This is a genomic window from Streptomyces sp. NBC_01525, assembly GCF_045040405.1.
Classification (GTDB): Bacteria; Actinomycetota; Actinomycetes; order Streptomycetales; family Streptomycetaceae; genus Streptomyces; species Streptomyces benahoarensis.
The window spans coordinates 2,188,303-2,213,125 of sequence record NZ_CP109397.1; the positions used below are offsets into that span (position 1 = coordinate 2,188,303).

Consider the following 24,823-nt stretch of genomic DNA (forward strand, 5'->3'; position numbering starts at 1 on the left):
CCCCCGCGCCGGGGCGGGCGGGCACCGGCGCGCTTGCCGCCGTGCGCCACCGTTCCGCGCCCCCGTGCGCCCCACCTGACGACGGCGCGCCCGCGGGACGGGGAACGCTCCGCGCACCCTGAATTACGGTGTGCGAGGGCCGGAGGCGGAGGGTCCCAAGGGGTGTCTTTCCGCTCTTCGTGGATCAGGCCGTGGCGTCCGGTGCCGTGCCTCGCAAGGCGGAGTCCCGCCCGCGGACCGGGTGTCCGTGGGTGGGGCGACAACGCCGCGAGGTGCGGTGCCAGGCGTCACGGCCACGGCGGGCCCGGCGGCCCCGCGCCCCGAACCGGCCCCGCGCCCCGAACCGGCCACGACGGCGCCGCGGACCTCTCCGGCCTGCTGTTCGGCGCCCTCGCCGACGCCTGGGGCATGGCGGAGCCCGGCGGGACGGACCGCCCCGCCGGGCTCTGGTTCGCACTGCGGGCCCCGCGCGTGGGGCGTCAGCGGGAGGCCGACACCGGCCGCTCCACCCGGATGGACTGCAGCAGCCCTATGGCGATCCAGACGGCGAACATCGACGTACCGCCGTAGGAGACGAACGGCAGCGGCAGACCGGTGACCGGCATGATGCCGAGCGTCATGCCGATGTTCTCGAACGCCTGGAACGCGAACCACGCGATGATCCCGGCAGCGACGATCGTGCCGTACAGCTCCGTCGTCTCCCGGGCGATGCGGCAGGCGCGCCACATCACGATGCCCAGCAGGACGATGATCAGGCCCGCGCCGAGGAAGCCCAGCTCCTCACCGGCGACGGTGAAGATGAAGTCGGTCTGCTGCTCGGGGACGAACTGGCCGGTGGTCTGGCTGCCGTGGAAGAGACCGGAGCCGGTGAGCCCGCCGCCGCCGATGGCAATGCGCGCCTGGTTGGTGTTGTAGCCGACGCCCGCCGGGTCCAGGCTCGGGTTGGCGAACGCGGCGAAGCGGGCGATCTGGTACTCGTCGAGGAGATTGAGCTGCCAGATCGCGAGGCACCCGACGACGCCGGTGCCCAGCAGGCCGAGGATCCAGCGGTTGGAGGCTCCGGAGGCGAGCAGCACACCGAGGATGATGGCGCCCAGCACCATGATCGATCCGAGGTCCGGCATCAGCAGGATGACCAGAACGGGCACGGCAGCGAGGCCGAGCGCCTGGACGACGGTCCGGTGGTCGGGGTGCGGGGTGTCCCCCGCGTCGACCCGGGAGGCGAGGATCATCGCCATCCCCAGCGTGATGGTGATCTTGGCGAACTCGGCGGGCTGCAACGAGAAGCCGCCGGGGATCGCCAGCCAGGACCGCGAGCCGTTGATGGTGGCGCCGATCGGCGTCAGCACCAGCAGCGCCAGCACCACCGACACGCCGTAGAGCACCGGGATGGCGCCGCGCAGCGTGCGGTGGCCGAGCCAGATGGTCCCGGCGGCCATCGTCAGGCCGATGCCGGTGTTCAGCAGGTGCCGCAGGAAGAAGTAGTACGGGTCGCCGTGGTTCAGCTCCATGCGGTTGCGGGTCGCGGAGAAGATCAGCAGCGAGCCGAGCAGCGACAGCGCCAGACAGGACAGCAACAGCGGCCAGTCGAGCTTGCGGACCGCCGAATCACGGTCCATCAGCTTGCCCCAGGCGCCGGTCTCGGGGGCGTACCGCCGGACGTTGAACATCCGGGAGGTGGGACTCGTCGTCACTCTTCCTCCGCCCCCTGGCCCGTCTCGTCCGCCGACGGGTCGTCAGCGTTCTCGATGGGTTCGACGGGCTGCGCCTGGATCGTGCCGTCGCGTTCGATGACCGGCAGCGACGCCTCCGGGGCCGGGAGCAGCGCGGACTTCTTGTCGATCCCGCCGCTGTCATCGACGCCGTAGAGCGCGTTGTAGATCTTGCGGACGGCCGGTCCCGAGGCGCCGGAGCCGGTACCACCCTGGGAGATGGTCATGACGATGGAGTAGTCCTTGGTGTACGTCGCGAACCACGAAGTCGTCTGCTTGCCGTAGACCTCGGCGGTACCGGTCTTGGCGTGCATCGGGATCTTCTCCTGCGGCCAGCCCTGGAAGCGCCAGGCAGCGGTGCCGCGGGTGGCGACGCCGGCGAGCGCCGCGTCGATCTGCTGGAGCGTCTGCGGGCTGTCGGGCAGCTTGCCGTGCGCCTTGGGCGTGATCTTCTCGATGCTCTTGCCGTCGGGGCTGACGATCGCCTTGCCGAGGGTCGGGTCGTGGAGCGTGCCGCCGTTGGAGAGCGCGGCGTAGATCGTCGCCATCTGGATCGGGGTGACGAGGGTGTCGCCCTGGCCGATGGAGTAGTTGACGGAGTCACCGGCGCGCATCTTCATGCCGGACTCGCAGTTCTCCTTGGCGATCTTGGAGACGTAGTCGTCGGCGTTCTTGCCCTGGGCGCACCAGCCGGTCTTGTTCGCCTCCCAGTAGTCCTTCTTCCAGCGGCGGTCCGGGACCCGGCCGCTGACCTCGTCCGGCAGGTCGATGCCGGTCTTCTTGCCGAGGCCGAACTGATGGGCCGTCTTGTAGAACCAGTCGGCGGGGTTCTTGGGGCTGTTGCCGCCGTCCTTCTTCCACTGGTCGTAGGCGATGTTGTAGAAGACCGTGTCGCAGGAGACCTCCAGCGCGCGGCCGAGGCTGATCGGGCCGAAGTTCTCCGACTCGAAGTTCTTGAAGACCTGGCTGCCGATGTTGAACGAGCTGGTGCAGGGGTAGTGCCCGTTGAACGGGTAGCCCGCGTTGACGGCGGCGGTGGTCGAGATGACCTTGAAGATCGAGCCGGGCGCCGCCTGCCCCTGGGTGGCGCGGTTGAGCAGCGGGTAGTTGGACTTCTTGCCGGTGAGCTTGGCGTAGTCCTTGCCGGAGATGCCGCCGACCCAGGCGTTCGGGTCGTACGAGGGGTTGGACGCCATCGCGACGACGCGGCCGGTCTTCGCCTCCATGACGACGACGGCACCGGCGTCCGCCTTGTAGTTGGTGCCGGTGTTCTTGTCGTGCTCCAGGCGGGCGTCCTTCATCGCCTGGTACAGCTCCTTCTCCGCCACCGCCTGCACCCGGGCGTCGATGCTGGTGATGACGTTGGCGCCGGGGACGGCCGGATCACTGTGGGCCTTGCCGATGACCCGGCCGAGGTTGTCGACCTCGTAGCGGGTGACCCCGGCCTTGCCGCGCAACGCGCTGTCGTACGTCCGCTCCAGGCCGGAGCGGCCGATCTGGTCCGACCGCAGCAGCGGCGAGCGGGTGTGCTCGGCCTTCTTGATCTCCTCGTCGGTGACGGGCGAGAGATAGCCGAGGACCTGCGCGGTCTCCGCCTTCGCCGGGGCGGCGTAGCGGCGGACGGCGGTCGGCTCGGCGCTGATGCCGGGGAAGTCCTCGGAGCGCTCGCGGATCTGGAGGGCCTGCTGGGTGGTGGCCTTGTCGGTGATCGGGATGGGCTGGTACGGCGAGCCGTTCCAGCACGGCTGCGGGGTCTTCGCGTCGCAGAGCCGGACCTTGTTGCGGATCTCCTGCTCGGGGATGCCGAGGACGTCGGAGAGGCGGCCGAGGACGGCCTTGCCGTCGTCCTTCATCTTCAGCAGCTCGGTGCGGCTGGCGGAGACCACCAGCCGGGTCTCGTTGTCGGCGAGCGGCACCCCGCGGGCGTCGAGGAGCGAACCGCGGGTGGCCGGGTCGACGACCTGCTGGACGTGGTTGCTGCGGGCCTTGCTCGCGTACTCCTGGCCGTTGCGGATCTGGAGGTACCAGAGGCGGCCGCCGAGGGTGAGCAGCAGGGAGAAGACGAGGATCTGGATCGCGACGAGCCGGGCCGTGACCCGGGAGGTCCGGCCGGTCTCAGGAATGTTGCTCATGGCCCCTCCGCAGCTCGGCCCGGACGCGCGGCAGTCGGTCGGTCACAGCCGCTTGACCCCCTTGATACGGGCGGCCTTGTTCCGCGCGGACCGGCCGAGGAGGCCGCCCCGGGAGGTCCGGGCCGGCTTCGGCGCCCGCCCGGCCTTCATACCGCCACGGGACGCCTTGAGGCCGGTGCCGGTGGTCATCCAGCCGTACGCGGGCTCCCGCCCGGCGACCGCGCCGCTCGGGCTGCCGGGGCCGTCGCCGGTCAGCGGCTCACCCTCCAGGCGTCGGGCGAGCGCCATCACACCGGGGACGATGAACGGGGCGAGCAGCAGATCGTAGACGGTGGCGCTGAGGACCAGACCGCCGACGCCGACGTGCCGGGCGGTGGTGTCGCCGACCAGCGCCCCGACGCCCGCGTAGAGCAGCGTGGAGACGACGGCGGCGCCGAGGACAGCGAGCAGCGGGACGGTCGCCGAGCGGTGACGGCCGTTCTCCGGGCGGGTCAGGCCCACGGCGTACCCGACGACGCAGAGCACCAGGGCGTAGCGGCCGATGGCATGGTCGGAAGGGGGCGCGAGGTCGGCGAGGAGTCCGGCGGCGAAGCCGACGAGGGCGCCACCGACGTGCCCGTAGACCAGCGCGAGACCGACGACGACGAGCAGCAGCAGGTCCGGTACGGCGCCGGGGAGTTGGAGCCGGGCCAGGACACTGACCTGGAGGACCAGGGCGACGAGCACGAGCGGGACGGTCAGCAGGATCCGGTAGATGCGCATCAGTCAGCTCCTGGGTATGCGCCGTCGGAGGGGGTGGCGGTGACGGTGACCGTGGGCGTCGGCCGGGGCTTCGCCGGCGCGGGCGGGAGCACGGAGTCACGCGGGTCCTGGCGCGGCGGCTGGACGACCACGCCGACGACATCGAGCTGGGAGAAGCCGACGTAGGTGCGGACCTGGACGGTACGGGTCAGATCGCCGTTGGACGGTTCGACCTTGACGACGCGGCCGACCGGCACACCCGGCACGAACGGCTTGTCCTTGCTGGAGCCGAAGGTGACCATCCGGTCGCCCTTCTTCACCGCCGCCTTGCCGTTGAGGAGCTGCACCCGCATCGCCCGGCCGCCCTGACCGGACGCGAACCCGATCTCGTTGGTCTTCTCCATCCGGGTGCCGACGGTGAAGTCCGGGTCGTTGGCGAGCAGGATGGTGGCGGTGGAGGTGCCGACGGTGGTGACGCGGCCGACGAGCCCGTCGCCGTTGAGCACCGTCATGTCGCGGGCGATGCCGTCGCGGCTGCCCGCGTCGATGGTGACCGTCCAGGAGAAGCCCTGGGCCGCGCCGATGGCGATGACCTGGGCGCCCTTGATGCCGTACTGCCCGGCACCGGCGGTCTTGAGCATCTTGTCCAGCTCGGCGGCGCGGTTGCGGTTGCGGTCGGACGAGCCGAGCTTGGCCTTCAGGGTGGCGTTCTCGCGTTCCAGCGCGGCGATCCTGGTGTGCCGTTCGCCCGAGTCGCGTACCGCGCCGATGGCGTTGCCGATCGGGTTGACCGCTCCGGCGACCCCGTTCTCGACGGGGCCGAAGGCGGAGGCGGCGGCCTGGCGGGCACCGTCGAGCGGGGACTGTTCGCCACCGCGGATGTCCACCGTGATCAGCGCGAACGCGATGGCGACCAGCAGCACAAGTAGCAGCCGGCTCTCTCGTGTGTCCCTCACGTGCGGCGGCCGTGTCCTTCCTCGTAGGACCGGCCGGCTGCGGGCCCCGCCGGTCTCGTTCGGGAGTGCTGAGCGTGGTGCCTGTGTATGCGGTGACTGGTGGTGCGGGGTCAGTCCACCGGATTTTTCGGGGAGTTGGGGCGGTGCCCGGGGGCCGGGCGGGGCCCGTCCCGGGGTGGTGCCTGTATATCAGCGGACCGCCGCACGAACGAGGCGGCCCTCCGCCATGGTGCCCGCCCGGCACGGACGCCGCAGGGCGTCCGCGGCCCGGACGGTCCGGTCGGGTTACCTGCGCGGCTGGGAGTCGAGGACCTGCTGGAGCGCCTCGAACTCCTCGACGCACTTGCCGGAGCCGAGCGCGACGGAGTCGAGCGGGTCCTCGGCGATGTGGATGGGCATGCCGGTCTCGCGGCGCAGCCGCTCGTCGAGACCGCGGAGCAGGGCGCCGCCGCCGGTGAGGACGATGCCGCGGTCCATGACGTCGCCGGACAGCTCCGGCGGGCACTTGTCGAGGGTCGTCTTGACCGCGTCGACGATGGAGTTGACGGGCTCCTCGATGGCCTTGCGGACCTCGGCGGCGGAGATGACGACGGTCTTCGGCAGGCCGGAGACCAGGTCGCGGCCGCGGATCTCGGTGTGCTCGTCCTGCTCCAGGTCGTACGCCGACCCGATGGTGAGCTTGATGCTCTCGGCGGTCCGCTCGCCCAGCAGAAGGCTGTACTCCTTCTTGATGTGCTGGATGATCGCGTTGTCCAGCTCGTCACCGGCGACGCGGATGGACTGGGCCGTGACGATGCCGCCGAGCGAGATGACGGCGACCTCGGTGGTGCCGCCGCCGATGTCGACGACCATGTTGCCGGTGGCCTCATGGACCGGCAGACCGGAACCGATCGCGGCGGCCATCGGCTCCTCGATGATGTGCACCTGCCGCGCACCCGCCTGCGTCGACGCCTCGATGACGGCGCGGCGCTCGACGCCGGTGATGCCGGAGGGGACGCAGACCACGACCCGCGGGCGGGCCAGATACCGCCGCTTGTGGATCTTGAGGATGAAGTAGCGGAGCATCCGCTCGGTGATCTCGAAGTCGGCGATGACGCCGTCCTTGAGGGGCCGTACGGCGACGATGTTGCCGGGCGTGCGCCCGATCATCTTCTTCGCCTCGGCGCCCACCGCGAGGATGCCGCCGGTGTTGGTGTTGATGGCCACGACCGAGGGCTCGTTCAGCACGATCCCGCGACCCCTGACGTACACCAGCGTGTTGGCGGTGCCGAGGTCGACAGCCATGTCACGGCCGATGAACGACATGTTGTTCCCCATGAGGATACGTCTGGCCTTCCCAACTGGAGCGAATGCTTACTGGAGGTCGGCAGGAGGTGATGCGCCGCGGCGCGGAAGCTTCATCGTAGTTCGTCGCGCCACCCGCCCGAACACGGCGGTGGGCGCCACTTGCGCCATTGTCGGCGGTACCCGCACCCGCCTTCCTGAATGGTGACGTCGTGTCGCCGAGTCGCGTTCCCCCGAACGTGCCACACATGCCAGGAGGCGACCGGTGATTTCACCGGTCGCCCCTGGTCACGAGCGGTATACGCGCGATGACGTATCAGGAAAGGCCGGGAAAGAAGATCTTGATCTCCCGTTCGGCGGACTCTTCGGAATCCGAGGCGTGGATCAGATTCTCCCGGGTGATCGTGCCGAAGTCCCCACGAATGGACCCACTCGGTGCGGTAATCGGGTCGGTGGGACCGGCGAGCGCGCGGACGCCCTCGATGACCCGCTCACCCTCGACGACGAGAGAAACCACCGGACCGGACGACATGAAAGCGACCAGCGGCTCGTAGAAGTCCCGGCCGGCATGCTCGGCGTAATGCTGCTCCAGGATCGCGCGGTCGAGGTTGCGCAGCTCCAGGGCACCGATCGTCCAGCCGGCCTTCCGCTCGATCCGGCCGATGATCTCGCCGACCAGGCCACGACGGACCGCGTCAGGCTTGAGAAGGACGAGAGTGCGCTGGCTCATGAAGAAGGCTCCTTGCAAAGAACGGGATGCGGTGAGGCGAGGCTACAGGGAAGCGGCCTGAGCCCGGCGGGCGGGAGCGGGCGGGGCGACGCCGGGGCGCCCGCCCGCGCGCACCGGCCGGGCCGCCCGTCCCCGCGGCACTACGCCGCCTCCGCCTCCGCCTCCGCCATCGCCGCCCAGCGGGCCTTCGCCTCATCGATCTTCCGGCCGTAGTGCACCGACGCCCACCACAGCGCGGCGAACACCACGCCGAGGAAGAACATCGCCGGGACGACGAAGCCGCTGGCGATCAGGGCTATCTGCAGGCCCCAGCCCAGCTGGACGCCGCCGGGCCGGGTCAGCGCGCCGCACAGCAGGACGCACAGCAGCATGGCGATACCGCTGACCGTCCAGACCGTGGCCGCCGGGAGGTCGTTGAGCTGTACCGCCACCAGGCCGGCGAAGCCGATGACGAAGAACTCGCCGATCAGGGTGCTCGCACAGAGCGTGCGCATCGTCAACGCCTCCCCAGCAGCAGCCGGGCCTCGCCGACCGTGATCACCGAGCCGGTGACCAGCACACCGGCTCCGGAGTACTCGCCCTCTTCCTCGGCGAGGGTGATCGCCGCCTCCAGGGCGTCGTCGAGCCGCGGCTCGACCTGGACCCGCTCGCTGCCGAAGACCTCGACGGCGACCGCGGCCAGCGCGTCCGGGTCCATCGCGCGATGGCTGGAATTACGCGTGATCACGACCTCGGCGAAGACCGGCTCGAACGCCTCCAGGAAGCCCCGGACGTCCTTGTCGTCGCTGGCGCCGACCACGCCCACCAGGCGGCTGAAATCGAACGCCTCGGTGACCGACTCGGCCGCCGCCCGGGCGCCCGCCGGGTTGTGCGCGGCGTCCAGCACCACCGTCGGGCTGCGGCGGACGACCTCCATCCGGCCCGGCGACGCGACGGAGGCGAACGCCTTGCGGATGGTGTCGATGTCCAGGCTGCGGGCGTGCGCCGAGCCGATGCCGAAGAACGCCTCGACCGCGGCGAGCGCCACCGCGGCGTTATGCGCCTGATGGGCGCCGTGCAGCGGCAGGAAGATGTCCGGGTACTCGCCGCCCAGACCGCGCAGCGTCAGCATCTGCCCGCCGACCGCGACCTCGCGGGAGAGCACGCCGAACTCCATGCCCTCACGGGCGACGGTGGCGTCCACCTCGACCGCGCGCTTGAGCATCACCGACGCGGCCTCCACCGGCTGCTGCGCCAGCACGACCGTCGCGTCCTTCTTGATGATCCCGGACTTCTCGACGGCGATCTTCTCGGGGGTGTCCCCCAGCCGGTCGGTGTGGTCCAGCGCGATGGGGGTGATCACCGCGACATCGCCGTCGATGACGTTGGTCGCATCCCAGGTGCCGCCCATGCCGACCTCGACGACGGCGATGTCCACCGGGGCATCGGCGAACGCGGCGTACGCCATCGCCGTCAGCACCTCGAAGAACGAGAGCCGGTACTGCTGCTGGGCGTCGACCATCTCGATGTACGGCGCGATGTCCCGGTACGTCTCGATGAACCGCTCGGCGGAGATCGGCGCGCCGTCCAGGCTGATCCGCTCGGTGACGGACTGGACGTGCGGGCTGGTGTACCGGCCGGTACGCAGATCGAACGCGCCGAGCAGCGCCTCGATCATCCGGGCGGTGCTGGTCTTGCCGTTGGTGCCGGTGATGTGGATGGCGGGGTAGGCGCGGTGCGGGGAGCCGAGGATGTCCAGCAGCGCCTTGATGCGCTGCACCGACGGGTCGAGCTTGGTCTCCCCCCAGCGGCCCGCCAGCTCCTCCTCGACCGCGCGCAGCGCACGGTCGGTCTCGGGGTCCTCGGGACGGGTCGGCACGCCGTCCCCCTGCGGGGGGCCGGCCTGTGCGCGCAGGGTCCGGCTGCCGGCCTCGATCACCGCAAGATCGGGGTCGCGCCGGGACTCGGCGTCGACCATCTCCTCGAAGGCGTCGGTCTGCTCGGGGTCGTCGTTCTGGGGGCTCTCGCTCACGCCGACCAGTCTACGAGTCACCCCTGACAACGGTCTCGCCCGCACCACGGCCCGCGGCCGCCCCGCAGGTCCCGGGCCCGCTGCCGGGACCGGCCGCCCGGCACACCCCCGCGGCCCGTCGCGCCGGACCGGTCCGCCCTCGGTGCCCGGCCCGTCCGGCTCACCGCAGCGCCGCCTTCATCATCGCCCGGGCGACCGGCGCCGCGAGGCCGTTGCCGGAGACCTCATCGCGCGCGGCGCCGCTGTCCTCGACCATCACCGCGACCGCCACCTGCCGCCCCCGGTCGTCCTGCGCGTACGACACGAACCACGCGTACGGGGTACCGCTGTTGTCGACGCCGTGCTGCGCGGTGCCGGTCTTGCCGCCGACGGTCAGGCCGTCGATCTTGGCGTTGGTGCCGGTGCCCTTGTCGACGACGGTGCGCATCGCGGAGCGCAGCTGCGCGGCGGTGTCCGCCGACATCGCCCGGCCGTACGTCTTCGCGCCCGGCTTCTCCAGGGTGTTGCCGGAGCCGTCGGTGAGCCGGTCGACCAGCTGCGGGGTCTTCAGCTCGCCGCCGTTCGCGATGGCCGCGGCGACCATCGCCATCTGCATCGGCGTCGCCTGGTCGTCGAACTGCCCGATGCCGGAGAGCGCGGTCTGCGCCTCGTCCATGTCCTTCGGATAGACGCTCTTGCCGGTCCGAACCGGGGTGTCGATCTTCCCGTCGTTGAACCCGAACTTCTCCGCCTGCGCCCGGACCTTGTCCTTGCCCAGGTCGGCGGCCATCTTCGCGAAGACCGTGTTGCAGGAGTACTGGAGCGCGGTGCGGATGTCCGCGTTCTCGCACGGCGCCGAGGCGCTCTCGTTGGTCAGCCGGGTGCGGGTGTGCGGCAGCGTGTACGGGTCGGGGCTGCGGGTCGGCTCGTCGACCGAGGAGTACAGCCCGTTCTCCAGCGCGGCGGCCGCGACGACCAGCTTGAAGGTGGAGCCGGGCGGCAGCGCCTGCCGCAGCGCGCGGTTCACCTCGGGGCTGTCCGGATCGTCACTCATCGCCTGCCACGCCTTGCCGTCCGCGTCATCCGATCCGGCGAACTTCCCCGGGTCGTACGAGGGCGTGCTGACCATCGCGAGGATCTTGCCGGTCGCCGGGTCGAGGGCGACGGCCGCGCCCTTCTTGTCGCCGAGCGCCTTGTACCCGGCCTTCTGCACCGACGCGTCGATGGTGGTGGCGACGTCGCCACCCTTGGGGCGCTTGCGTGACAGTGCGTCCGCCGGGGACTGCAGACGGCTGTCGGTGCCGTCCAGGAGGTCGCCGTAGAGCGCCTCCAGCTGGGTGGATCCATAGACCTGCGAGGAGAAGCCGGTGACCGGCGCGTAGAGGCTGCCGTCGGTGTAGGTGCGCTTGTACCGCAGCGATCCGGAGGTCTTGGCGGAGCCGGTGACGGGTTGCCCGTCGATGAGGATGTTGCCCATCGGGGCGGCGTATTTCCCTATGGTGACCCGGGGGTTGTGCGGATCGCTGCGGTACGCGTCGGCCTTGACGCCCTGGATCCAGGTGACCCAGCCCATCAGCGCGACGATCAGCGTCAGGCAGAAGACCGAGACCCGGCGCAGAGGTTTGTTCATGATCGGGCGCTGCTCCTCACGGTTCGGGCGGTTCGTCCGGAAACTCCGGCGGCCCCGCCCAGGGTCACCCGGCTTCATGAGAGGGCGATGAAAATGACCTTTCGGCCCGGACAGGGAACGTTTCCACGGATTACTCCCTCTTCGTCGGAGGGGGCTCCGGGAGCCCTTTCCGGAACGAGCGGACGGAATACGGGAGCGAAGAACGTGCCGCCGACGCGTCAGCGGATGCATTTGGTGCTGCTCACCGGCTGGACGGTGCTGTGGTTCGCGGTGGTGGAGCCGCACGGCGGCTTTTCCTGGCACTATCTGCGGGCCGGGGGTGAACTCCTCTACCAGGGGTCAGCCGGCGACGGCACCGGCGGCCTCAACCTCTACGCGCACCACCCCGAGCTCCAAATGGGGCCGGTCAGCTTCCTGATCGCCGGGGTCTTCAACCCGTTCCCCGAGGCCACCGGGCAGTTCCTGGCCGCGGCGCTGATGTCGCTGCTGGGCCTGGTGATCACCGTGCTGGCCGGGCGCAGCGCCGCCGAGCACTTCCTGGGCACCGGCACCAACCACCGGCGGCTGCGGCAGCGCGTGCTCATCGCCGGGCTGGCGTTCATCCCGATGTGGATCGAGGTCGCGGTCCGCTTCGGCCACCTCGACGACGTCCTCGCGCTCTTCTTCACCGCACTCGCCGTCCGCTTCCTGACCCGCGGCAACCCGGCCGCGACCGGCGTCTGCCTGGCACTGGCGATGGACGCCAAGCCCACCGCCCTCGCCTTCCTGCCGCTGCTGCTGGCCCTCCCCCGCCGGCAGTGGCTGCGGGCCGGGCTGTGGTGCGCGGCGCTGGTCGCGGTCGCCTGGCTGCCGTTCTTCCTGGACTCCCCCGACACGGTGGCCGCGGCGCGCTTCGCCATCCCCAACCATCCGGCGTCCGCGCTGCGCTGGCTGGGCGTCGGCGACCCCGAGACGCCCGGCTGGGACCGCCCCGCACAGGCCGTACTGGGCCTGACCCTGGGCTCGCTGGCGGTATGGCGGGGCCGCTGGGCCGCCGTGGTGCTGCTCGGCGCCAACGCCCGCATCGTCCTCGACCCGAGCGTCTACACGTACTACACGGCGTCGGTGCTGCTGGGCACGCTGCTCTGGGACGTCATCGGGCAGCGGCGGCTGGTGCCCTGGTGGAGCTGGCTGGCGCTGCTGACCCTCTACGGCAGCGTCTTCGCCGTCCCCGACGACGCGGCGCGCGGTCTGATCCGGCTGGGCTTCGTGGCGGTGTCCACGGCGTACGTCCTGCTGTGGCCGGTGCGCGAGCGGAGAGGACGGCGCAGGCCCCCCGCCCGTACGGACGAGGGGCCTGCGGTGTACATCCCGGGGCAGTCCCCGGGTGCGGTCATGCCTGCGGGAGCGCCGCCAGCTGAGCGGTGATCCGGACGAGGTCCGCCTCGGCGGTCTCCAGCCGGCCGCGGATCTTGTCCACGACCTTCTCGGGCGCCTTGGCGAGGAACGCCTCGTTGCCGAGCTTGCCCAGGGCCTGCGCCTTCTCCTTCTCGGCGGCGGCCAGGTCCTTCGTCAGCCGCTTGCGCTCCGCCTCGACGTCGATCGCACCGGAGAGGTCCAGCGCGACGGTGGCACCGGCGACGGGCAGCGACGCGGTGGCGCTGAACTCCTCCCCCGCGGGCTGGAGGCGCAGCAGCGACCGCATGGCCGCCTCGTGCGCCGCCAGCGCCGTACCGGCCAGCTCCAGCCGCGCGGGCACCTTCTGACCGGGCTGGAGACCCTGGTCGGAGCGGAACCGGCGGACCTCGGTGACGACCTGCTGGACCACCGCGATCTCCTGCTCGGCCGCCGCGTCCCGGAAGCCGGAGTCGGCCGGCCACTCGGCGACGACCAGCGACTCGCCGCCGGTCAGCGTCGTCCACAGCGTCTCGGTGACGAACGGCACGATCGGGTGCAGCAGCCGCAGCGTGACGTCCAGGACCTCGCCCAGGACCCGCGCCGAGACCTTCGCCCCCTCGCCACCGGCCATGAACGTCGTCTTCGACAGCTCGACGTACCAGTCGAAGACCTCGTCCCACGCGAAGTGGTAGAGGGCGTCGGCGAGCTTCGCGAACTGGTAGTCGTCGTAGAGGGCGTTGACGTCGGCGACGGTGGCGTTGAGGCGGGAGAGGATCCAGCGGTCGGTCGCCGACAGCTGCTCGGCGGCGGGTAGCGGGCCCTCGATCGTCGCGCCGTTCATCATCGCGAAGCGGGCGGCGTTCCAGATCTTGTTGGCGAAGTTCCGCGACGCCTGGACCCAGTCCTCGCCGATCGGCACGTCGGTGCCGGGGTTGGCGCCGCGGGCGAGCGTGAACCGCAGGGCGTCGGAGCCGTACTTGTCCATCCAGTCCAGCGGATTGACGGTGTTGCCGAACGACTTCGACATCTTCTTGCCGTGCTCGTCACGGACCATGCCGTGGAACGCGACGGTGCGGAAGGGCACCTCGTCCATCGCGTACAGGCCGAACATCATCATCCGGGCAACCCAGAAGAACATCAGGTCGTACCCGGTGACCAGCGTCGCGTTCGGATAGAACTTCGCGAGGTCCTCGGTCTTCTCCGGCCAGCCCAGCGTGGAGAACGGCCACAGACCGGAGGAGAACCACGTGTCGAGCACGTCGGTGTCCTGCTCCCAGCCCTCGCCGCTCGGCGGCTGCTCGTCGGGGCCGACGCACACGGTCTCGCCGTTCGGGCCGTGCCAGACGGGGATGCGGTGGCCCCACCACAGCTGCCGGGAGATGCACCAGTCGTTGAGGTTGTCGACCCAGTCGAAGTAGCGCTGCGTCAGGTCGGCGGGGTGGATGTTCACCCGCCCGTCGCGGACCGCGTCGCCCGCCGCCTCGGCGAGCGTTTCGACCTTCACCCACCACTGGAGCGACAGCCGCGGCTCCAGCGTGGTCTTGCACCGCGAGCAGTGGCCCACCGAGTGGACGTACGGCCGCTTCTCGGCGACGATCCGGCCCTCGGCGCGCAGCGCGGCGACGATCGCCGAGCGCGCCTCGAAACGGTCGAGCCCCTCGAACGGGCCGTGGGCGGTGATGACGCCCCGCTCGTCCAGGACCTTGATCGATTCGAGGTCGTGGCGCAGGCCGATGGCGAAGTCGTTCGGGTCGTGGGCGGGCGTGACCTTGACGGCACCGGTGCCGAACTCCGGGTCGACGTGCGTGTCCGCGACGACCGGGATGGTGCGGCCGGTCAGCGGCAGCACGATCCGCTTGCCGATGAGGTGGGCGTACCGCTCGTCGTCCGGATGGACGGCGACCGCGGTGTCACCGAGCATCGTCTCGGCGCGGGTGGTCGCGACGACGACGGTGTCCTCGCCCTCGCCGTACTTCAGCGAGACCAGCTCGCCGTCGTCGTCCTGGTAGTCGACCTCGATGTCCGAGATGGCCGTCAGGCAGCGCGGGCACCAGTTGATGATGCGCTCGGCGCGGTAGATGAGGCCGTCGTCGAACATCTTCTTGAAGACGGTCTGGACGGCGCGGGAGAGGCCCTCGTCCATGGTGAAGCGGTCGCGGTCCCAGGCGACGCCGTTGCCCAGGCGCCGCATCTGCCCGGCGATCTGGCCGCCGGACTCGGCCTTCCACTGCCAGACCCGCTCGACGAACGCCTCGCGGCCCAGGTCGTGGCGGGACTTGCCCTCCTTGGCCAGCTCCCGCTCGACGACGTTCTGCGTGGCGATGCCCGCGTGGTCCATGCCGGGCTGCCACAGCGTCTCGTAGCCCTGCATGCGCTTACGGCGGGTGAGGGCGTCGATCAGCGTGTGCTCGAAGGCGTGGCCCAGGTGCAGCGAGCCGGTGACGTTCGGCGGGGGGATGACGATCGTGTACGGGGGCTTCTCGCTCTTCGCGTCGGCGGTGAAGTAGCCCCGCTCCACCCAGCGCTCGTACAGCGGCCCCTCTACGTCGGCCGGCGTGTACTGAGTCGGCAGTTCGGGGGCGCTGTGGTGGCTCTGCTGAGTGTTCTCGGTCACGACCGACAGTGTACGGGCGTGGATGTCGCAGCTTCGAATCGGTTTCGCCCCCGGGGCACCGACTGTCAGCGGTGTCGTACAGGATGTGTACGGCAGGAACGCAGCCTGCCCGCCAGTTGTCACGAGGGGAACCGCTCCATGAGCTTCAACCAGCCGCCGCCCGGACCGTACGGCCAGCAGCCGCAGCAGCCGCAGCAGCCCGGACCGTACGGTCAGCCGCAGCAGCCCGGAGCGTACGGTCAGCCGCAGCCTCCGGCCCCGCAGCCCGGCTACGGCTATCCGCAGCAGGGCGCCCCGGTGCCCCCGCAGCAGGGCTACGGCTACCCCCAGCAGGGCGCGCCCCAGCAGGCACCGTACGGCCAGCCGCAGCAGCCGGGCCCCTACGGCCAGCAGCAGGCCCCGTACGGCCAGCAGACGCCCTACGGCGCGATCCCGCAGGGGCCGCCGCCCTCCTCCGGCGGCGGCAAGAAGATCGGCCTGATCATCGGCGGCGTGGCGGTCGTCGCGGCGATCGCCGTGGGCGCGTACTTCGCGTTCGGCTCGGGCGGCAGCGTTCCGCCGTACACGATCGTCCTCAAGGACAAGCTGGTGAACGGCGAGTACACCAAGGCGCCCGAGCAGCCGGGGTCGGAGGGCGGAGCCAAGGACTTCTCCAACGACAAGGAACTGCGGACGATGGGGATCACCAACGGCAAGGCCGTCACGGGGTCCTACGCCAACGCCGGCGATCAGGCCCTGAGCGTGGTCGGCGTCTACGGCGAGGTCGCGGACCCGAATTCGGCGGTGGACACCCTGTTCGCCAAGATCGACGCGGACCAGAAGAAGAGCGCGGCGAAGACGACGATCGAGACGACGGTGCCAATCACGTCGTTCTCCCCCGACGACTTCGACGGCGCCGTGATGAAGTGCCGCACGCAGAAGGCCACCTTCTCGTCGGGCGGCGTCAGCGCGTCGGCGACGGCCTCCACCTGCATCTGGGCCGACAGCAGCGCCATCGGCGTCGTCAACTCCGCCGCCAAGCCCGACCCGTCCGGCGCCTCCGCCGCGCAGGCGCTCAGTGCGGAGCAGCTGTCGGAGAAGACCGCGAAGGTCCGCAACGAGGTGCGCCAGGAGAAGTAACGGCCCCGCGGGACCGACGAGAGCCGCCCGGCAGCGCGTTCGCTGCCGGGCGGCTCTCGTGTGTACGGGGTGGGCGCTACGCGCTCTTCTCGTGCGGTTCGCCCGACTCGCCGCGGCTGCGCGGCACCAGGGTCGGGTTGACGTTGGAGTGCACGACGTCCTCGGTGATGACGACGCGGGCCACGTCCTTGCGGGACGGCACCTCGTACATCACCGACTGGAGGACCTCCTCCATGATGGCGCGCAGACCGCGGGCGCCGGTGCCGCGCAGGATGGCCTGGTCGGCGATGGCCTCCAGTGCCGGGCGGTCGAAGTCCAGCTCCACGCCGTCGAGTTCGAAGAGGCGCTTGTACTGCTTGACGAGGGCGTTGCGCGGCTCGACGAGGATTTGCAGCAGCGTCTCGCGGTCGAGGTTGTGGACCGAGGTGAGGACGGGCAGGCGGCCGATGAACTCCGGGATCATCCCGAACTTCACCAGGTCCTCCGGCATGACGTCCTTGAGCTGGTCCTTCGACTCGATCTCGCGCTTGGAGCGGATCGTGGCGCCGAAGCCGATGCCCTTGGCGCCGGACCGCGCCTCGATGATCTTGTCCAGGCCGGCGAACGCGCCGCCCACGATGAACAGCACGTTCGTCGTGTCGATCTGGATGAACTCCTGGTGCGGGTGCTTGCGCCCGCCCTGCGGCGGCACCGAGGCGGTGGTGCCCTCCAGGATCTTCAGCAGCGCCTGCTGGACGCCCTCGCCGGAGACGTCACGGGTGATCGAGGGGTTCTCGCTCTTGCGGGCGACCTTGTCGATCTCGTCGATGTAGATGATCCCCGTCTCGGCCTTCTTGATGTCGAAGTCCGCGGCCTGGATCAGCTTGAGCAGGATGTTCTCGACGTCCTCGCCGACGTAACCGGCCTCGGTGAGGGCGGTGGCGTCCGCGAAGGCGAACGGGACGTTCAGCATCCGGGCGAGGGTCTGCGCGAGCAGCGTCTTGCCGGAGCCGGTGGGGCCGAGCAGCAGGATGTTGGACTTGGCCAGCTCGATGCCCTCATCGCCGCGGCCGCCGCCGTTCTCGCCCGCCTGCACCCGCTTGTAGTGGTTGTAGACGGCCACCGAGAGGGCCTTCTTGGCGGGATCCTGGCCGACGACGTAGCCGTTGAGGAACTCGTAGATCTCGCGGGGCTTGGGAAGCTCCTCCCAGCGCACCTCGGAGGTCTCGGCCAGCTCCTCCTCGATGATTTCGTTGCAGAGGTCGATGCACTCGTCGCAGATGTACACACCAGGTCCCGCGATGAGCTTCTTCACCTGCTTCTGACTCTTTCCGCAGAACGAGCACTTGAGCAGGTCGCCGCCGTCACCGATGCGTGCCACGAGGTGCTTCCCCTTCGCCTGGGATCCGCATTACTCCTACGGACCCGGGTGCTTGCCTATCGACGGTACCTTGCCGGGCCCTTCGTACGGGCCCCCCTTGGACCGACTCCGTCGACTCGGTTCAAGGGGGCGGGCGCCCGGCGGCTGTGCGGTACCGCTAGCCCATCGAGACCGACGCCTTGCGCGTCGACACGATCTCGTCGACCAGACCGTACGCCAGGGTCTCCTCGGCGGTCAGGATCTTGTCACGCTCGATGTCGTCCCGGATCTTCTCGATCGGGGTCGAGGAGTGCTTGGCCAGCAGTTCTTCGAGCTGCGCGCGCATCCGCAGGATCTCGTTGGCGGCGATCTCCAGGTCGGAGACCTGACCGCGGCCGGTCTCGCTGTACGGCTGGTGGATCAGCACGCGGGCGTTGGGCAGCGCCATCCGCTTGCCGGGGGTACCGGCGGCGAGCAGCACGGCGGCGGCGGAGGCCGCCTGGCCCATGCAGACCGTCGAGATGTCGGGCTTCACGAACTGCATCGTGTCGTAGATCGCGGTGAGCGCCGTGAAGGAGCCACCCGGGGAGTTGATGTAGATCGAGATGTCACGGTCGGGATCCATCGACTCCAGGCACAGCAGCTGCGCCATGACGTCATTGGCCGATGCGTCGTCGATCTGCACGCCGAGGAAGATCACCCGCTCCTCGAAGAGCTTCGCGTACGGGTCGTACTCGCGCACGCCCTGCGAGGTGCGCTCGACGAAACGCGGAACGATGTAGCGGGACTCGGCGCGCGGGCCGGAAAACTCGGACTCGGCGCCCTGGTACAGGCCGCTGCCGGGGAAGTTGTTCATCGGGAGGTTCACCGTCCTGGTGGCGATCAAGGGGCTGGGTGGCTGTGGGGCGAGTGGTCCGCGGGCTCAGGCCCCGGTGCCGCCCCCGCCCGGAACGCCGGCGGCGGAGGTCATGACGTCATCGATGAGGCCGTACTCCTTGGCCTCGTCGGCGGAGAACCAGCGGTCACGGTCGGAGTCCTGGGTGATCCGCTCGACGGTCTGACCGGTGTGGAAGGCGGTCAGCTCGGCCATGCGCTTCTTGGTGTGCAGCAGCCGCTCGGCGTGGATCTTGATGTCCGACGCGGAACCGGCGAGACCGGCCGAGGGCTGGTGGATGAGGATCTCCGCGTTGGGCAGCGCGAACCGCTTGCCCGGGGTACCGGCGCTCAGCAGGAACTGCCCCATGGAGGCGGCCAGGCCCATGGCGATCGTCACCACATCGTTCTTGATGTACTGCATGGTGTCGTAGATCGCCAGGCCGGCCGAGATCGAGCCGCCCGGGGAGTTGATGTAGAGGAAGATGTCCTTGTCCGGGTCCGCGGCCAGGAGAAGCAGCTGCGCGGTGATCTTGTTGGCGATGTCGTCGTCGACCTGCTGGCCGAGGAAGATGATCCGCTCGCCGAGCAGCCGGTTGTAGACCTGGTCGCCGAGGCCACCGAAGGTCGGCTCAGCGGCGGCGGAAGGCATCGGGATCGTCACGTGTCCACCTGCTCGTTGTCGGACGGTACGGAACCGTCTCAGCGTCGTCTGCCGGGGCGTGGGGGTCTGCGCCGTACGGTGTGGCCCCGGCGCGTTTCGGAGACTCCCCTGCCCTCGTATCTACGGACCCTAACGCGCAGGTCGGACAACGCCATCCCGCTGGGAGAACTGTTCGCTGTGAGCGCAGGCTCACCGGGCGGTGACGAGCACGGGCCCGAACACACGCAGCGGCGCGTTCGGGCCCGTGATCAAGGGGTGCGGGAGGGTGCCGGAGCTCAGCTCTCGGTCTTCTCCGCGGCCTCGGTGCCCTCGGCCTCGGCGACGACGGTCTCGGCGATCTCGTCCTCGTCGTCGTCCAGCTCGACGACCTCGCCGTTGCTGTCCTTGACGGTGGCGGCCTCAACGACGACGGCGAGCGCCTTGCCGCGGGCGACCTCGCCGACGAGCATCGGCACCTGGCCACCCTCGACGACGGCCTGGGCGAACTGGTCGGGGGACATGCCGGAGGACTGGGCGCGGCGCATGAGGTGCTCGGTGAGCTCCTCCTGGCTGACGTTCAGCTTCTCCTTGTTGACCAGCTCATCGAGGATGAACTGGGTCTTGATGCCCTTCTCCGCCTGCTCCTTGGTCTCGGCGTCGAACTCTTCCTCGGTCTTGCCCTGGATCTCCAGGTACTTCGCGAGGTCGAGGCCCATCTGGCCGAGCTGGTGGTTGACCAGGTTGTGCTTGCGGGTGTTGATCTCGTCCTCGAGCAGCTTCTCGGGGATCGGGACCTCCACGAGCTTCAGCAGCTCGTCCAGCACCTTTTCCTGGGCCTGGGTGGCCTGGTCGTACTTCTTCATCTGCTCGAGGCGCTTGACGCTGTCGGCCTTCAGCTCGTCGAGCGTGTCGAACTCGCTGGCCAGCTGCGCGAAGTCGTCGTCCAGCTCGGGCAGTTCGCGGGCGGCGACGGCGGTGACGTCGACCTTGACCTCGGCCTCCTTGCCCTGGGCGGAGCCGCCCTTGAGCTCGGAGGTGAAGGTGGCGGTGCCACCGGCCTCGACACCCTTGACGGCGTCGTCGATGCCGTCCAGCAGCTCACCGGAGCCGACGGTGTAGCTGACGCCCTTGGCGACGCCGTCCTCCAGGACCTCGCCGTCCACCTTGGCCTCGAGGTCCAGGGTCAGGACGTCGCCGTCCTGCGCGGCGCGCTCGACCGGGCTGGTGGAGGCGAAGCGCTCACGCAGCTGCTCGACCGACTTCTCGATGTCCTCGTCCGACACCGCGACGGCGTCGACCTCGACCTCGATGCCGGAGTAGTCCGGGATCTCCAGGGCGGGGCGGATGTCGACCTCGGCGGTGAAGGCCAGCAGCTCGCCGTCCTTCAGCTCGGTGATGTCGACCTCGGGCTGGCCGAGGACGTTCAGCTCACCCTCGTTGACCGCTTCGGTGTAGAACTTCGGGAGCGCGTCGTTGACGGCCTCCTCCAGCACGGCGCCGCGACCGAACCGCTGGTCGATGACGCGGGCAGGGATCTTGCCCTTGCGGAAGCCCTTCACCGTGACCTGCTGGTTGATCTTCTTGTACGCCGCGTCGAGGCTGTCCTTGAGCTCCTCGAAGGGCACCTCGACAGTGAGCCGAACCCGGGTCGGGTTCAGGGTCTCCACGGCGCTCTTCACGGTTCGGTCTCCTTGGGGCTGACTTCTTGGGGTTCTGCTGGGATCTTCCGGGATGCTCCCTCAGGCGCGGGCCCCGGCCGATCGCGCCCGGTACAGAGACACACGGGCACGCAGCTTGCATAGTAACCGCAAGGAGGACGGCACCGACAATGCGACCTCGCGGGCCCGTCCGGCGGGCGCTCGCGGCGCCTGGGGCCGTGGACGAACCACCTACGGATATCCGTAGGTGGTGGCCGGGCGGGCCGCGTCCCGGGGAACCTGTCCACCGGGACGTACGCCGTACTGCTGGTCGGGGTGGCCGGATTCGAACCGACGACCTTCCGCTCCCAAAGCGGACGCGCTACCAAGCTGCGCCACACCCCGTCGGTGCGACACGTAGGGTACATGGCCGATGGCGCTGCGGCTGCCGGATATCCGAGGCGTGGTCAACCGGTGTGCGGTGGAGGGGCCCGACCCGCTACAGTGCACTGCGTGCCGGGGTCGCGACGACCTGTGGCGCATGCGGGCGTAGCTCAATGGTAGAGCCCCAGTCTTCCAAACTGGCTACGCGGGTTCGATTCCCGTCGCCCGCTCAGAGAGTGAAGAGGCCCCGGACCGACTGGTCCGGGGCCTCTTGTTTCGTACGCGGGCGGGCGCACGGGGTGCGGCGGCGGCCCATAGGGTGACCGGCATGGAGATCTGGATCAATCCCGCGTGTTCCAAGTGCCGTTCGGCGGTCGACCTGCTCGACGAGGAGGGGGCGCAGTACACGGTGCGCCGTTACCTGGAGGAGCCGCCGACGGCGGACGAGCTGCGGGCCGTACTGGAGCGCCTGGGGCTGGAGCCGTGGGACATCACGCGGACGCAGGAGGCCGAGGCGAAGGAGCTGGGGGTGGCGTCCTGGGAGCGGTCGGACGCGGGGCGGGAGCGGTGGATCGAGGCGCTGGCCGCGCATCCCCGGCTGATCCAGCGGCCGATCATCACCGCGGACGACGGCACAGCCGTCGTCGGGCGCAGCGAGGACGCGGTGCGGTCGGCGCTGGCGCGGGGCGCACAGGGCGGTCCGGCCGGGAGCTGACACGGATCCGGGGCCGGGCCGCGGGTGCGGTCCGGCCCCGGGGCCGGCGGGCGGTGCCGCGCGGTGTGCCGCCGGACGGCGGCGGGGCGGCGCTCAGAAGGTGATGTGGTTGATCGTGTCCGCGAGGGAGTTGAAGAACCGGTTTATGGACGGGGCCATACCGCTGGATGCGAGGAAGAACCCGAAGAGAATGGCGACGATCGCCGGGCCCGGCTTGATCGTCTTGCCGCGGATCAGCACGATCAGCACGATCCCCAACAGCAGCACCACTGACAGCGACAGAGCCACAACTGATCACACCCTCGGTCGGAAGCCTCACCGGCCGGGAAGTGTGCAGCCGTGCACACCCCCGCAGGCACCCATCGTGCCACCAAGTCACTTCCCACTGCATACGGGTGATGAATCATCGGCCAACGCTTTGCCCGCTTCGTACCGTTGAGGGGCGAAGCGGACGAACGTCACGCTCGCGTGGTGGGCGAGGGGACGTTTCGGCAAGGTGCCAGGAAGCGGGCGCGGAGGCGGCCGGGCGGGGCACCGTACGGTGCGGGCGGCGCGGAGAGAAACGGTGCGTGCCGCGTGAACGGTAATTCGGCCTGATCATTTCGTTCCACCTGGCCGGTAAGTGACGTTCACCACTTGGGTATTCACCCGGCGGAGCCGGTGCATTCGCCGCGCGGGCGCCGGAGCACATTTCCCGATGTGGCGTCACTCACGTTCGGCGCGGTGATGTGCGGCCGGGGAGTGTGACATTCCCTCCGGTGACTCCGTCGCACCTTATTGACCGTTTCATGAGGGTGAAATGCCACAAAACGGCGCGTTGATCGGGGAGTTCGCCGGCGAATGAGGCATTCGTACGCGATATTGCGGAGCGTCCCGCGGAAATGGATCACGCGGGGGTCGGCGCCGGTATGCGGCGCTTACCTGGGGGAATGGCGAATTACCTGACGGCGGTTTTACGCATTCGGCGAATCGCCACTAGGGTGCCTCAGATGTTTCAGCCTGCGCCGACCTCGCGACGTGCCCTCCCCGAGGCCCGGGAGGGGGCGGATGCGGACCCGGCGCCGCCCTCGGGCGGACCGGCCGAGCACCCCGGTCCCGGGGTGGCGGCGCCCGCGCAGGGGCGGGACGCGTTCTTCGACAATGCGAAGTACCTCGCCATCGTGCTGGTGGCGATGGGGCACTCCTGGGAGCCGCTGACCGACGGCAGCCGCGCCGCCGAGGCGCTGTACATGACGGTGTACGCCTTCCACATGCCGGCGTTCATCATCATCTCCGGCTACTTCTCGCGCAGTTTCGACATGCGCAAGGACCGGCTCCAGCGGCTGATCACCGGCGTCGTCGTCCCGTACCTCCTCTTCGAGGTCGCGTACACCTTCTTCGCGCGGTGGGCGAACGACGATCCCAAAATGCCGATCAGCCTGCTCGATCCGTGGTTCCTGACGTGGTTCCTGGTCGCGCTGTTCATCTGGCGGCTGACGACGCCGCTGTGGAAGGCCGTCCGCCGGCCGGTCCCGCTGGCGCTCGCCATCGCCGTCGCGGCCTCCGTCTCGCCGGAGATCGGTGACGACCTCGACCTCCAGCGGGTGCTGCAGTTCCTGCCGTTCTTCGTGCTGGGGCTGAATCTGAAGCCGGAGCACTTCGCGTGGGTGCGGCGGCGGGCGGTGCGGATCGCGGCGGTGCCGGTCTTCGCGACGGCGGTGGCCGTGGCGTACTGGGCGGCGCCCCGGATGACGTCGGCGTGGTTCTACCATCGCGACAGCGCGCAGGAGCTGGGCGCCACCTGGTGGGCCGGGGCGGCGATGAGCCTGGCGCTCTTCGGGTGCTCGCTGGTGCTGACGGCGTGCTTCTACTCCTGGGTGCCGACCCGGCGGACGTGGTTCACGGTGCTGGGCGCGGGCACGCTCTACGGCTATCTGCTGCACGGCTTCCTCGCCAAGGGCTCCCGTTTCTGGGGCTGGTTCGACGATTACGCCTGGCTGCACACGCCGCTCGGAGAGATCGCGGTCACGGTGATCGCCGGTGTGGTGGTGACGGCGCTGTGCACCCCGCCGGTCCGCAAGGTCTTCCGGTTCGCGATGGAGCCGACGATGGCGTGGGCGTTCCGTAAGGACCCGGAGGACGCGCGTCGGGCGGTCGCGGGGCGGAACGGGCCCGAGGCGGGCGCCCCGGGAGCGGACCGGGACAGTCGCACCGCGGCCACGCGGTAACTCCGAAGGCTCGTCACTTCCCTCACCCGCGTGATCCGCAGGGTGATGCCGTGGGGGCGAGGACGGCACCCGGGGCGTAAGGACGCGGACATCCCCGGGCCGGCAGCGTCATCCCACGGCCGACCGTAGCCGTACCGTCCGCCGGATGTCGCGGAGACCTTCCCGGCCGAGCCTGAGTATCAGGAGCGGCATGAGGATCACGAGCGCGAGCCCGACCAGGGTCAGCATGCCGTACCCCGTCCTGTTGCTCGTCACGGAGTGGGTGGTCGCTGTCTCTGGGCGCCCCGGCTCGTAGCGGACGCGGATCGTGTCGCCGATGTCTGCATCGCCGGCCTCCCAGAACCGGTAGGACGTCCCGGCGGCCGTGGTGAAACGAACTTCGATCCTCTTGCTGTGGCTTCCCTGGGGCTCGCTCACCTTGTCTTTCGCCAGGACGGTTCCGTCGACGGACCGTTCACGCGCGGCGCCCGCGGAGGCGTCGTTCAGCCCGTCGAGTCCGGTACGGACGAACCCGTACCCGAGGACGACGAACGACGCCGCCAGAGCCGTCACGGCCACCCCGCCCACAACTTTCCCGGCGACGCGCGCCCGCCCTCCGAACCGGTACAGCCACCGACGCGCGCTCACCGTCTCCCACCCGTCCCCTGAGCCACGGCCCCTCCTGCCAGACCTCGCACCGGGCGGCCTCCGCCGCGTGTTCCTCACCTTCCCGTCGTGCAGAGGTCTATCCGGGAAATCCT

At 69.9% G+C, this 24,823-nt stretch carries 20 protein-coding genes and 2 tRNA genes; 5 read left to right on the forward strand and 17 right to left on the reverse strand.

Annotated features, from left to right (window positions below):
* Window positions 1-479 precede the first annotated feature (479 nt).
* The 9 genes from rodA to OG422_RS09780 all read right to left on the reverse strand — a co-directional run bounded on the left by rodA (window position 480) and on the right by OG422_RS09780 (window position 11,175).
* Window positions 480-1,670: a rod shape-determining protein RodA gene (rodA, locus tag OG422_RS09740; protein WP_143940915.1), complete on the reverse strand. Its 1,191-nt coding sequence runs from the start codon at window positions 1,668-1,670 to the stop codon at window positions 480-482.
* Between the two features lie 20 nt (window positions 1,671-1,690).
* Window positions 1,691-3,844, reverse strand: a complete 2,154-nt coding sequence (mrdA, locus tag OG422_RS09745; protein WP_143940910.1) for a penicillin-binding protein 2 — start codon at window positions 3,842-3,844, stop codon at window positions 1,691-1,693.
* Between the two features lie 42 nt (window positions 3,845-3,886).
* Window positions 3,887-4,606 (reverse strand): rod shape-determining protein MreD, encoded by a 720-nt coding sequence (gene mreD, locus OG422_RS09750; protein ID WP_143940909.1) that lies wholly within the window; start codon window positions 4,604-4,606, stop codon window positions 3,887-3,889.
* On the reverse strand, window positions 4,606-5,541 hold the full coding sequence (gene mreC, locus OG422_RS09755; RefSeq protein WP_143940908.1) for a rod shape-determining protein MreC: 936 nt from the start codon (window positions 5,539-5,541) through the stop codon (window positions 4,606-4,608). The genes mreD and mreC overlap by 1 nt, the downstream gene beginning before the upstream one ends.
* A gap of 285 nt (window positions 5,542-5,826) precedes the next feature.
* Window positions 5,827-6,846: a rod shape-determining protein gene (locus tag OG422_RS09760; RefSeq protein ID WP_143940914.1), complete on the reverse strand. Its 1,020-nt coding sequence runs from the start codon at window positions 6,844-6,846 to the stop codon at window positions 5,827-5,829.
* Between the two features lie 295 nt (window positions 6,847-7,141).
* Window positions 7,142-7,555 (reverse strand): nucleoside-diphosphate kinase, encoded by a 414-nt coding sequence (ndk, locus tag OG422_RS09765; RefSeq protein ID WP_143940907.1) that lies wholly within the window; start codon window positions 7,553-7,555, stop codon window positions 7,142-7,144.
* Between the two features lie 140 nt (window positions 7,556-7,695).
* On the reverse strand, window positions 7,696-8,049 hold the full coding sequence (locus tag OG422_RS09770) for a DUF4233 domain-containing protein (protein WP_405742010.1): 354 nt from the start codon (window positions 8,047-8,049) through the stop codon (window positions 7,696-7,698).
* Window positions 8,050-8,051: 2 nt separating this feature from the next.
* Window positions 8,052-9,566 (reverse strand): bifunctional folylpolyglutamate synthase/dihydrofolate synthase, encoded by a 1,515-nt coding sequence (locus OG422_RS09775; protein ID WP_405742012.1) that lies wholly within the window; start codon window positions 9,564-9,566, stop codon window positions 8,052-8,054.
* A 160-nt stretch (window positions 9,567-9,726) separates the two neighbouring features.
* Window positions 9,727-11,175, reverse strand: a complete 1,449-nt coding sequence (locus tag OG422_RS09780; protein ID WP_405742014.1) for a peptidoglycan D,D-transpeptidase FtsI family protein — start codon at window positions 11,173-11,175, stop codon at window positions 9,727-9,729.
* Between the two features lie 225 nt (window positions 11,176-11,400).
* On the opposite strand from OG422_RS09780, the gene OG422_RS09785 reads away from it, so the two are divergent.
* Window positions 11,401-12,582: a hypothetical protein gene (locus OG422_RS09785; protein WP_405747714.1), complete on the forward strand. Its 1,182-nt coding sequence runs from the start codon at window positions 11,401-11,403 to the stop codon at window positions 12,580-12,582.
* On the opposite strand, the gene OG422_RS09790 is transcribed toward OG422_RS09785, so the two are convergent.
* On the reverse strand, window positions 12,548-15,166 hold the full coding sequence (locus tag OG422_RS09790) for a valine--tRNA ligase (RefSeq protein WP_405742016.1): 2,619 nt from the start codon (window positions 15,164-15,166) through the stop codon (window positions 12,548-12,550). The genes OG422_RS09785 and OG422_RS09790 overlap by 35 nt on opposite strands.
* A 138-nt stretch (window positions 15,167-15,304) precedes the next feature.
* Here OG422_RS09790 and OG422_RS09795 point away from each other — a divergent pair, with 138 nt between their 5' ends.
* A complete protein-coding gene (locus tag OG422_RS09795; RefSeq protein WP_405742018.1) occupies window positions 15,305-16,285 on the forward strand; it encodes a hypothetical protein in 981 nt (326 codons plus the stop codon).
* A gap of 76 nt (window positions 16,286-16,361) precedes the next feature.
* On the opposite strand, the gene clpX is transcribed toward OG422_RS09795, so the two are convergent.
* The 5 genes from clpX to OG422_RS09820 all read right to left on the reverse strand — a co-directional run bounded on the left by clpX (window position 16,362) and on the right by OG422_RS09820 (window position 21,182).
* Complete coding sequence (gene clpX / locus OG422_RS09800; RefSeq protein ID WP_143940901.1) at window positions 16,362-17,645, reverse strand: ATP-dependent Clp protease ATP-binding subunit ClpX; 1,284 nt, start codon at window positions 17,643-17,645, stop codon at window positions 16,362-16,364.
* A gap of 157 nt (window positions 17,646-17,802) precedes the next feature.
* The gene (locus OG422_RS09805; protein WP_143940900.1) at window positions 17,803-18,480 is read right to left on the reverse strand and encodes an ATP-dependent Clp protease proteolytic subunit; all 678 of its coding nucleotides are present in this window, start codon (window positions 18,478-18,480) and stop codon (window positions 17,803-17,805) included.
* A gap of 66 nt (window positions 18,481-18,546) precedes the next feature.
* Complete coding sequence (locus OG422_RS09810; protein WP_185993847.1) at window positions 18,547-19,149, reverse strand: ATP-dependent Clp protease proteolytic subunit; 603 nt, start codon at window positions 19,147-19,149, stop codon at window positions 18,547-18,549.
* Between the two features lie 287 nt (window positions 19,150-19,436).
* Window positions 19,437-20,819 carry a trigger factor gene (gene tig / locus OG422_RS09815; protein WP_143940898.1) on the reverse strand — a complete coding sequence of 461 codons (1,383 nt, stop codon included), beginning with the start codon at window positions 20,817-20,819 and terminating at the stop codon, window positions 19,437-19,439.
* A gap of 286 nt (window positions 20,820-21,105) precedes the next feature.
* A tRNA-Pro gene (locus tag OG422_RS09820) sits at window positions 21,106-21,182 on the reverse strand.
* Between the two features lie 138 nt (window positions 21,183-21,320).
* Here OG422_RS09820 and OG422_RS09825 point away from each other — a divergent pair.
* Together OG422_RS09825 and OG422_RS09830 are read left to right on the forward strand one after the other, a co-directional pair.
* Window positions 21,321-21,391, forward strand: a tRNA-Gly gene (locus OG422_RS09825).
* Between the two features lie 98 nt (window positions 21,392-21,489).
* Complete coding sequence (locus OG422_RS09830) at window positions 21,490-21,876, forward strand: arsenate reductase family protein (protein ID WP_143940897.1); 387 nt, start codon at window positions 21,490-21,492, stop codon at window positions 21,874-21,876.
* A gap of 93 nt (window positions 21,877-21,969) precedes the next feature.
* Here the strand turns inward: OG422_RS09830 and OG422_RS09835 are convergent, their stop codons facing one another.
* Window positions 21,970-22,164, reverse strand: a complete 195-nt coding sequence (locus OG422_RS09835) for a hypothetical protein (protein WP_143940896.1) — start codon at window positions 22,162-22,164, stop codon at window positions 21,970-21,972.
* A 701-nt stretch (window positions 22,165-22,865) separates the two neighbouring features.
* On the opposite strand from OG422_RS09835, the gene OG422_RS09840 reads away from it, so the two are divergent.
* On the forward strand, window positions 22,866-24,083 hold the full coding sequence (locus tag OG422_RS09840; protein ID WP_405742021.1) for an acyltransferase family protein: 1,218 nt from the start codon (window positions 22,866-22,868) through the stop codon (window positions 24,081-24,083).
* 108 nt (window positions 24,084-24,191) lie between these two features.
* Here OG422_RS09840 and OG422_RS09845 read toward each other — a convergent pair whose 3' ends face one another.
* Window positions 24,192-24,635 (reverse strand): DUF3592 domain-containing protein, encoded by a 444-nt coding sequence (locus OG422_RS09845; protein ID WP_405742023.1) that lies wholly within the window; start codon window positions 24,633-24,635, stop codon window positions 24,192-24,194.
* Window positions 24,636-24,823: the final 188 nt, after the last annotated feature.

Excerpts from the sequence above, each read along its gene's own strand:
- rodA (WP_143940915.1), bottom strand. The coding sequence starts at position 1,670 with ATGTTCAACGTCCGGCGGTACGCCCCCGAGACCGGCGCCTGGGGCAAG.
- mrdA (WP_143940910.1), bottom strand. The coding sequence starts at position 3,844 with ATGAGCAACATTCCTGAGACCGGCCGGACCTCCCGGGTCACGGCCCGG.
- mreD (WP_143940909.1), bottom strand. The coding sequence starts at position 4,606 with ATGCGCATCTACCGGATCCTGCTGACCGTCCCGCTCGTGCTCGTCGCC.
- OG422_RS09760 (WP_143940914.1), bottom strand. The coding sequence starts at position 6,846 with ATGTCGTTCATCGGCCGTGACATGGCTGTCGACCTCGGCACCGCCAAC.
- ndk (WP_143940907.1), bottom strand. The coding sequence starts at position 7,555 with ATGAGCCAGCGCACTCTCGTCCTTCTCAAGCCTGACGCGGTCCGTCGT.
- OG422_RS09770 (WP_405742010.1), bottom strand. The coding sequence starts at position 8,049 with ATGCGCACGCTCTGTGCGAGCACCCTGATCGGCGAGTTCTTCGTCATC.
- OG422_RS09780 (WP_405742014.1), bottom strand. The coding sequence starts at position 11,175 with ATGAACAAACCTCTGCGCCGGGTCTCGGTCTTCTGCCTGACGCTGATC.
- OG422_RS09785 (WP_405747714.1), top strand. The coding sequence starts at position 11,401 with ATGCATTTGGTGCTGCTCACCGGCTGGACGGTGCTGTGGTTCGCGGTG.
- OG422_RS09795 (WP_405742018.1), top strand. The coding sequence starts at position 15,305 with ATGAGCTTCAACCAGCCGCCGCCCGGACCGTACGGCCAGCAGCCGCAG.
- OG422_RS09805 (WP_143940900.1), bottom strand. The coding sequence starts at position 18,480 with ATGAACAACTTCCCCGGCAGCGGCCTGTACCAGGGCGCCGAGTCCGAG.
- OG422_RS09810 (WP_185993847.1), bottom strand. The coding sequence starts at position 19,149 with ATGCCTTCCGCCGCCGCTGAGCCGACCTTCGGTGGCCTCGGCGACCAG.
- OG422_RS09830 (WP_143940897.1), top strand. The coding sequence starts at position 21,490 with ATGGAGATCTGGATCAATCCCGCGTGTTCCAAGTGCCGTTCGGCGGTC.
- OG422_RS09840 (WP_405742021.1), top strand. The coding sequence starts at position 22,866 with ATGTTTCAGCCTGCGCCGACCTCGCGACGTGCCCTCCCCGAGGCCCGG.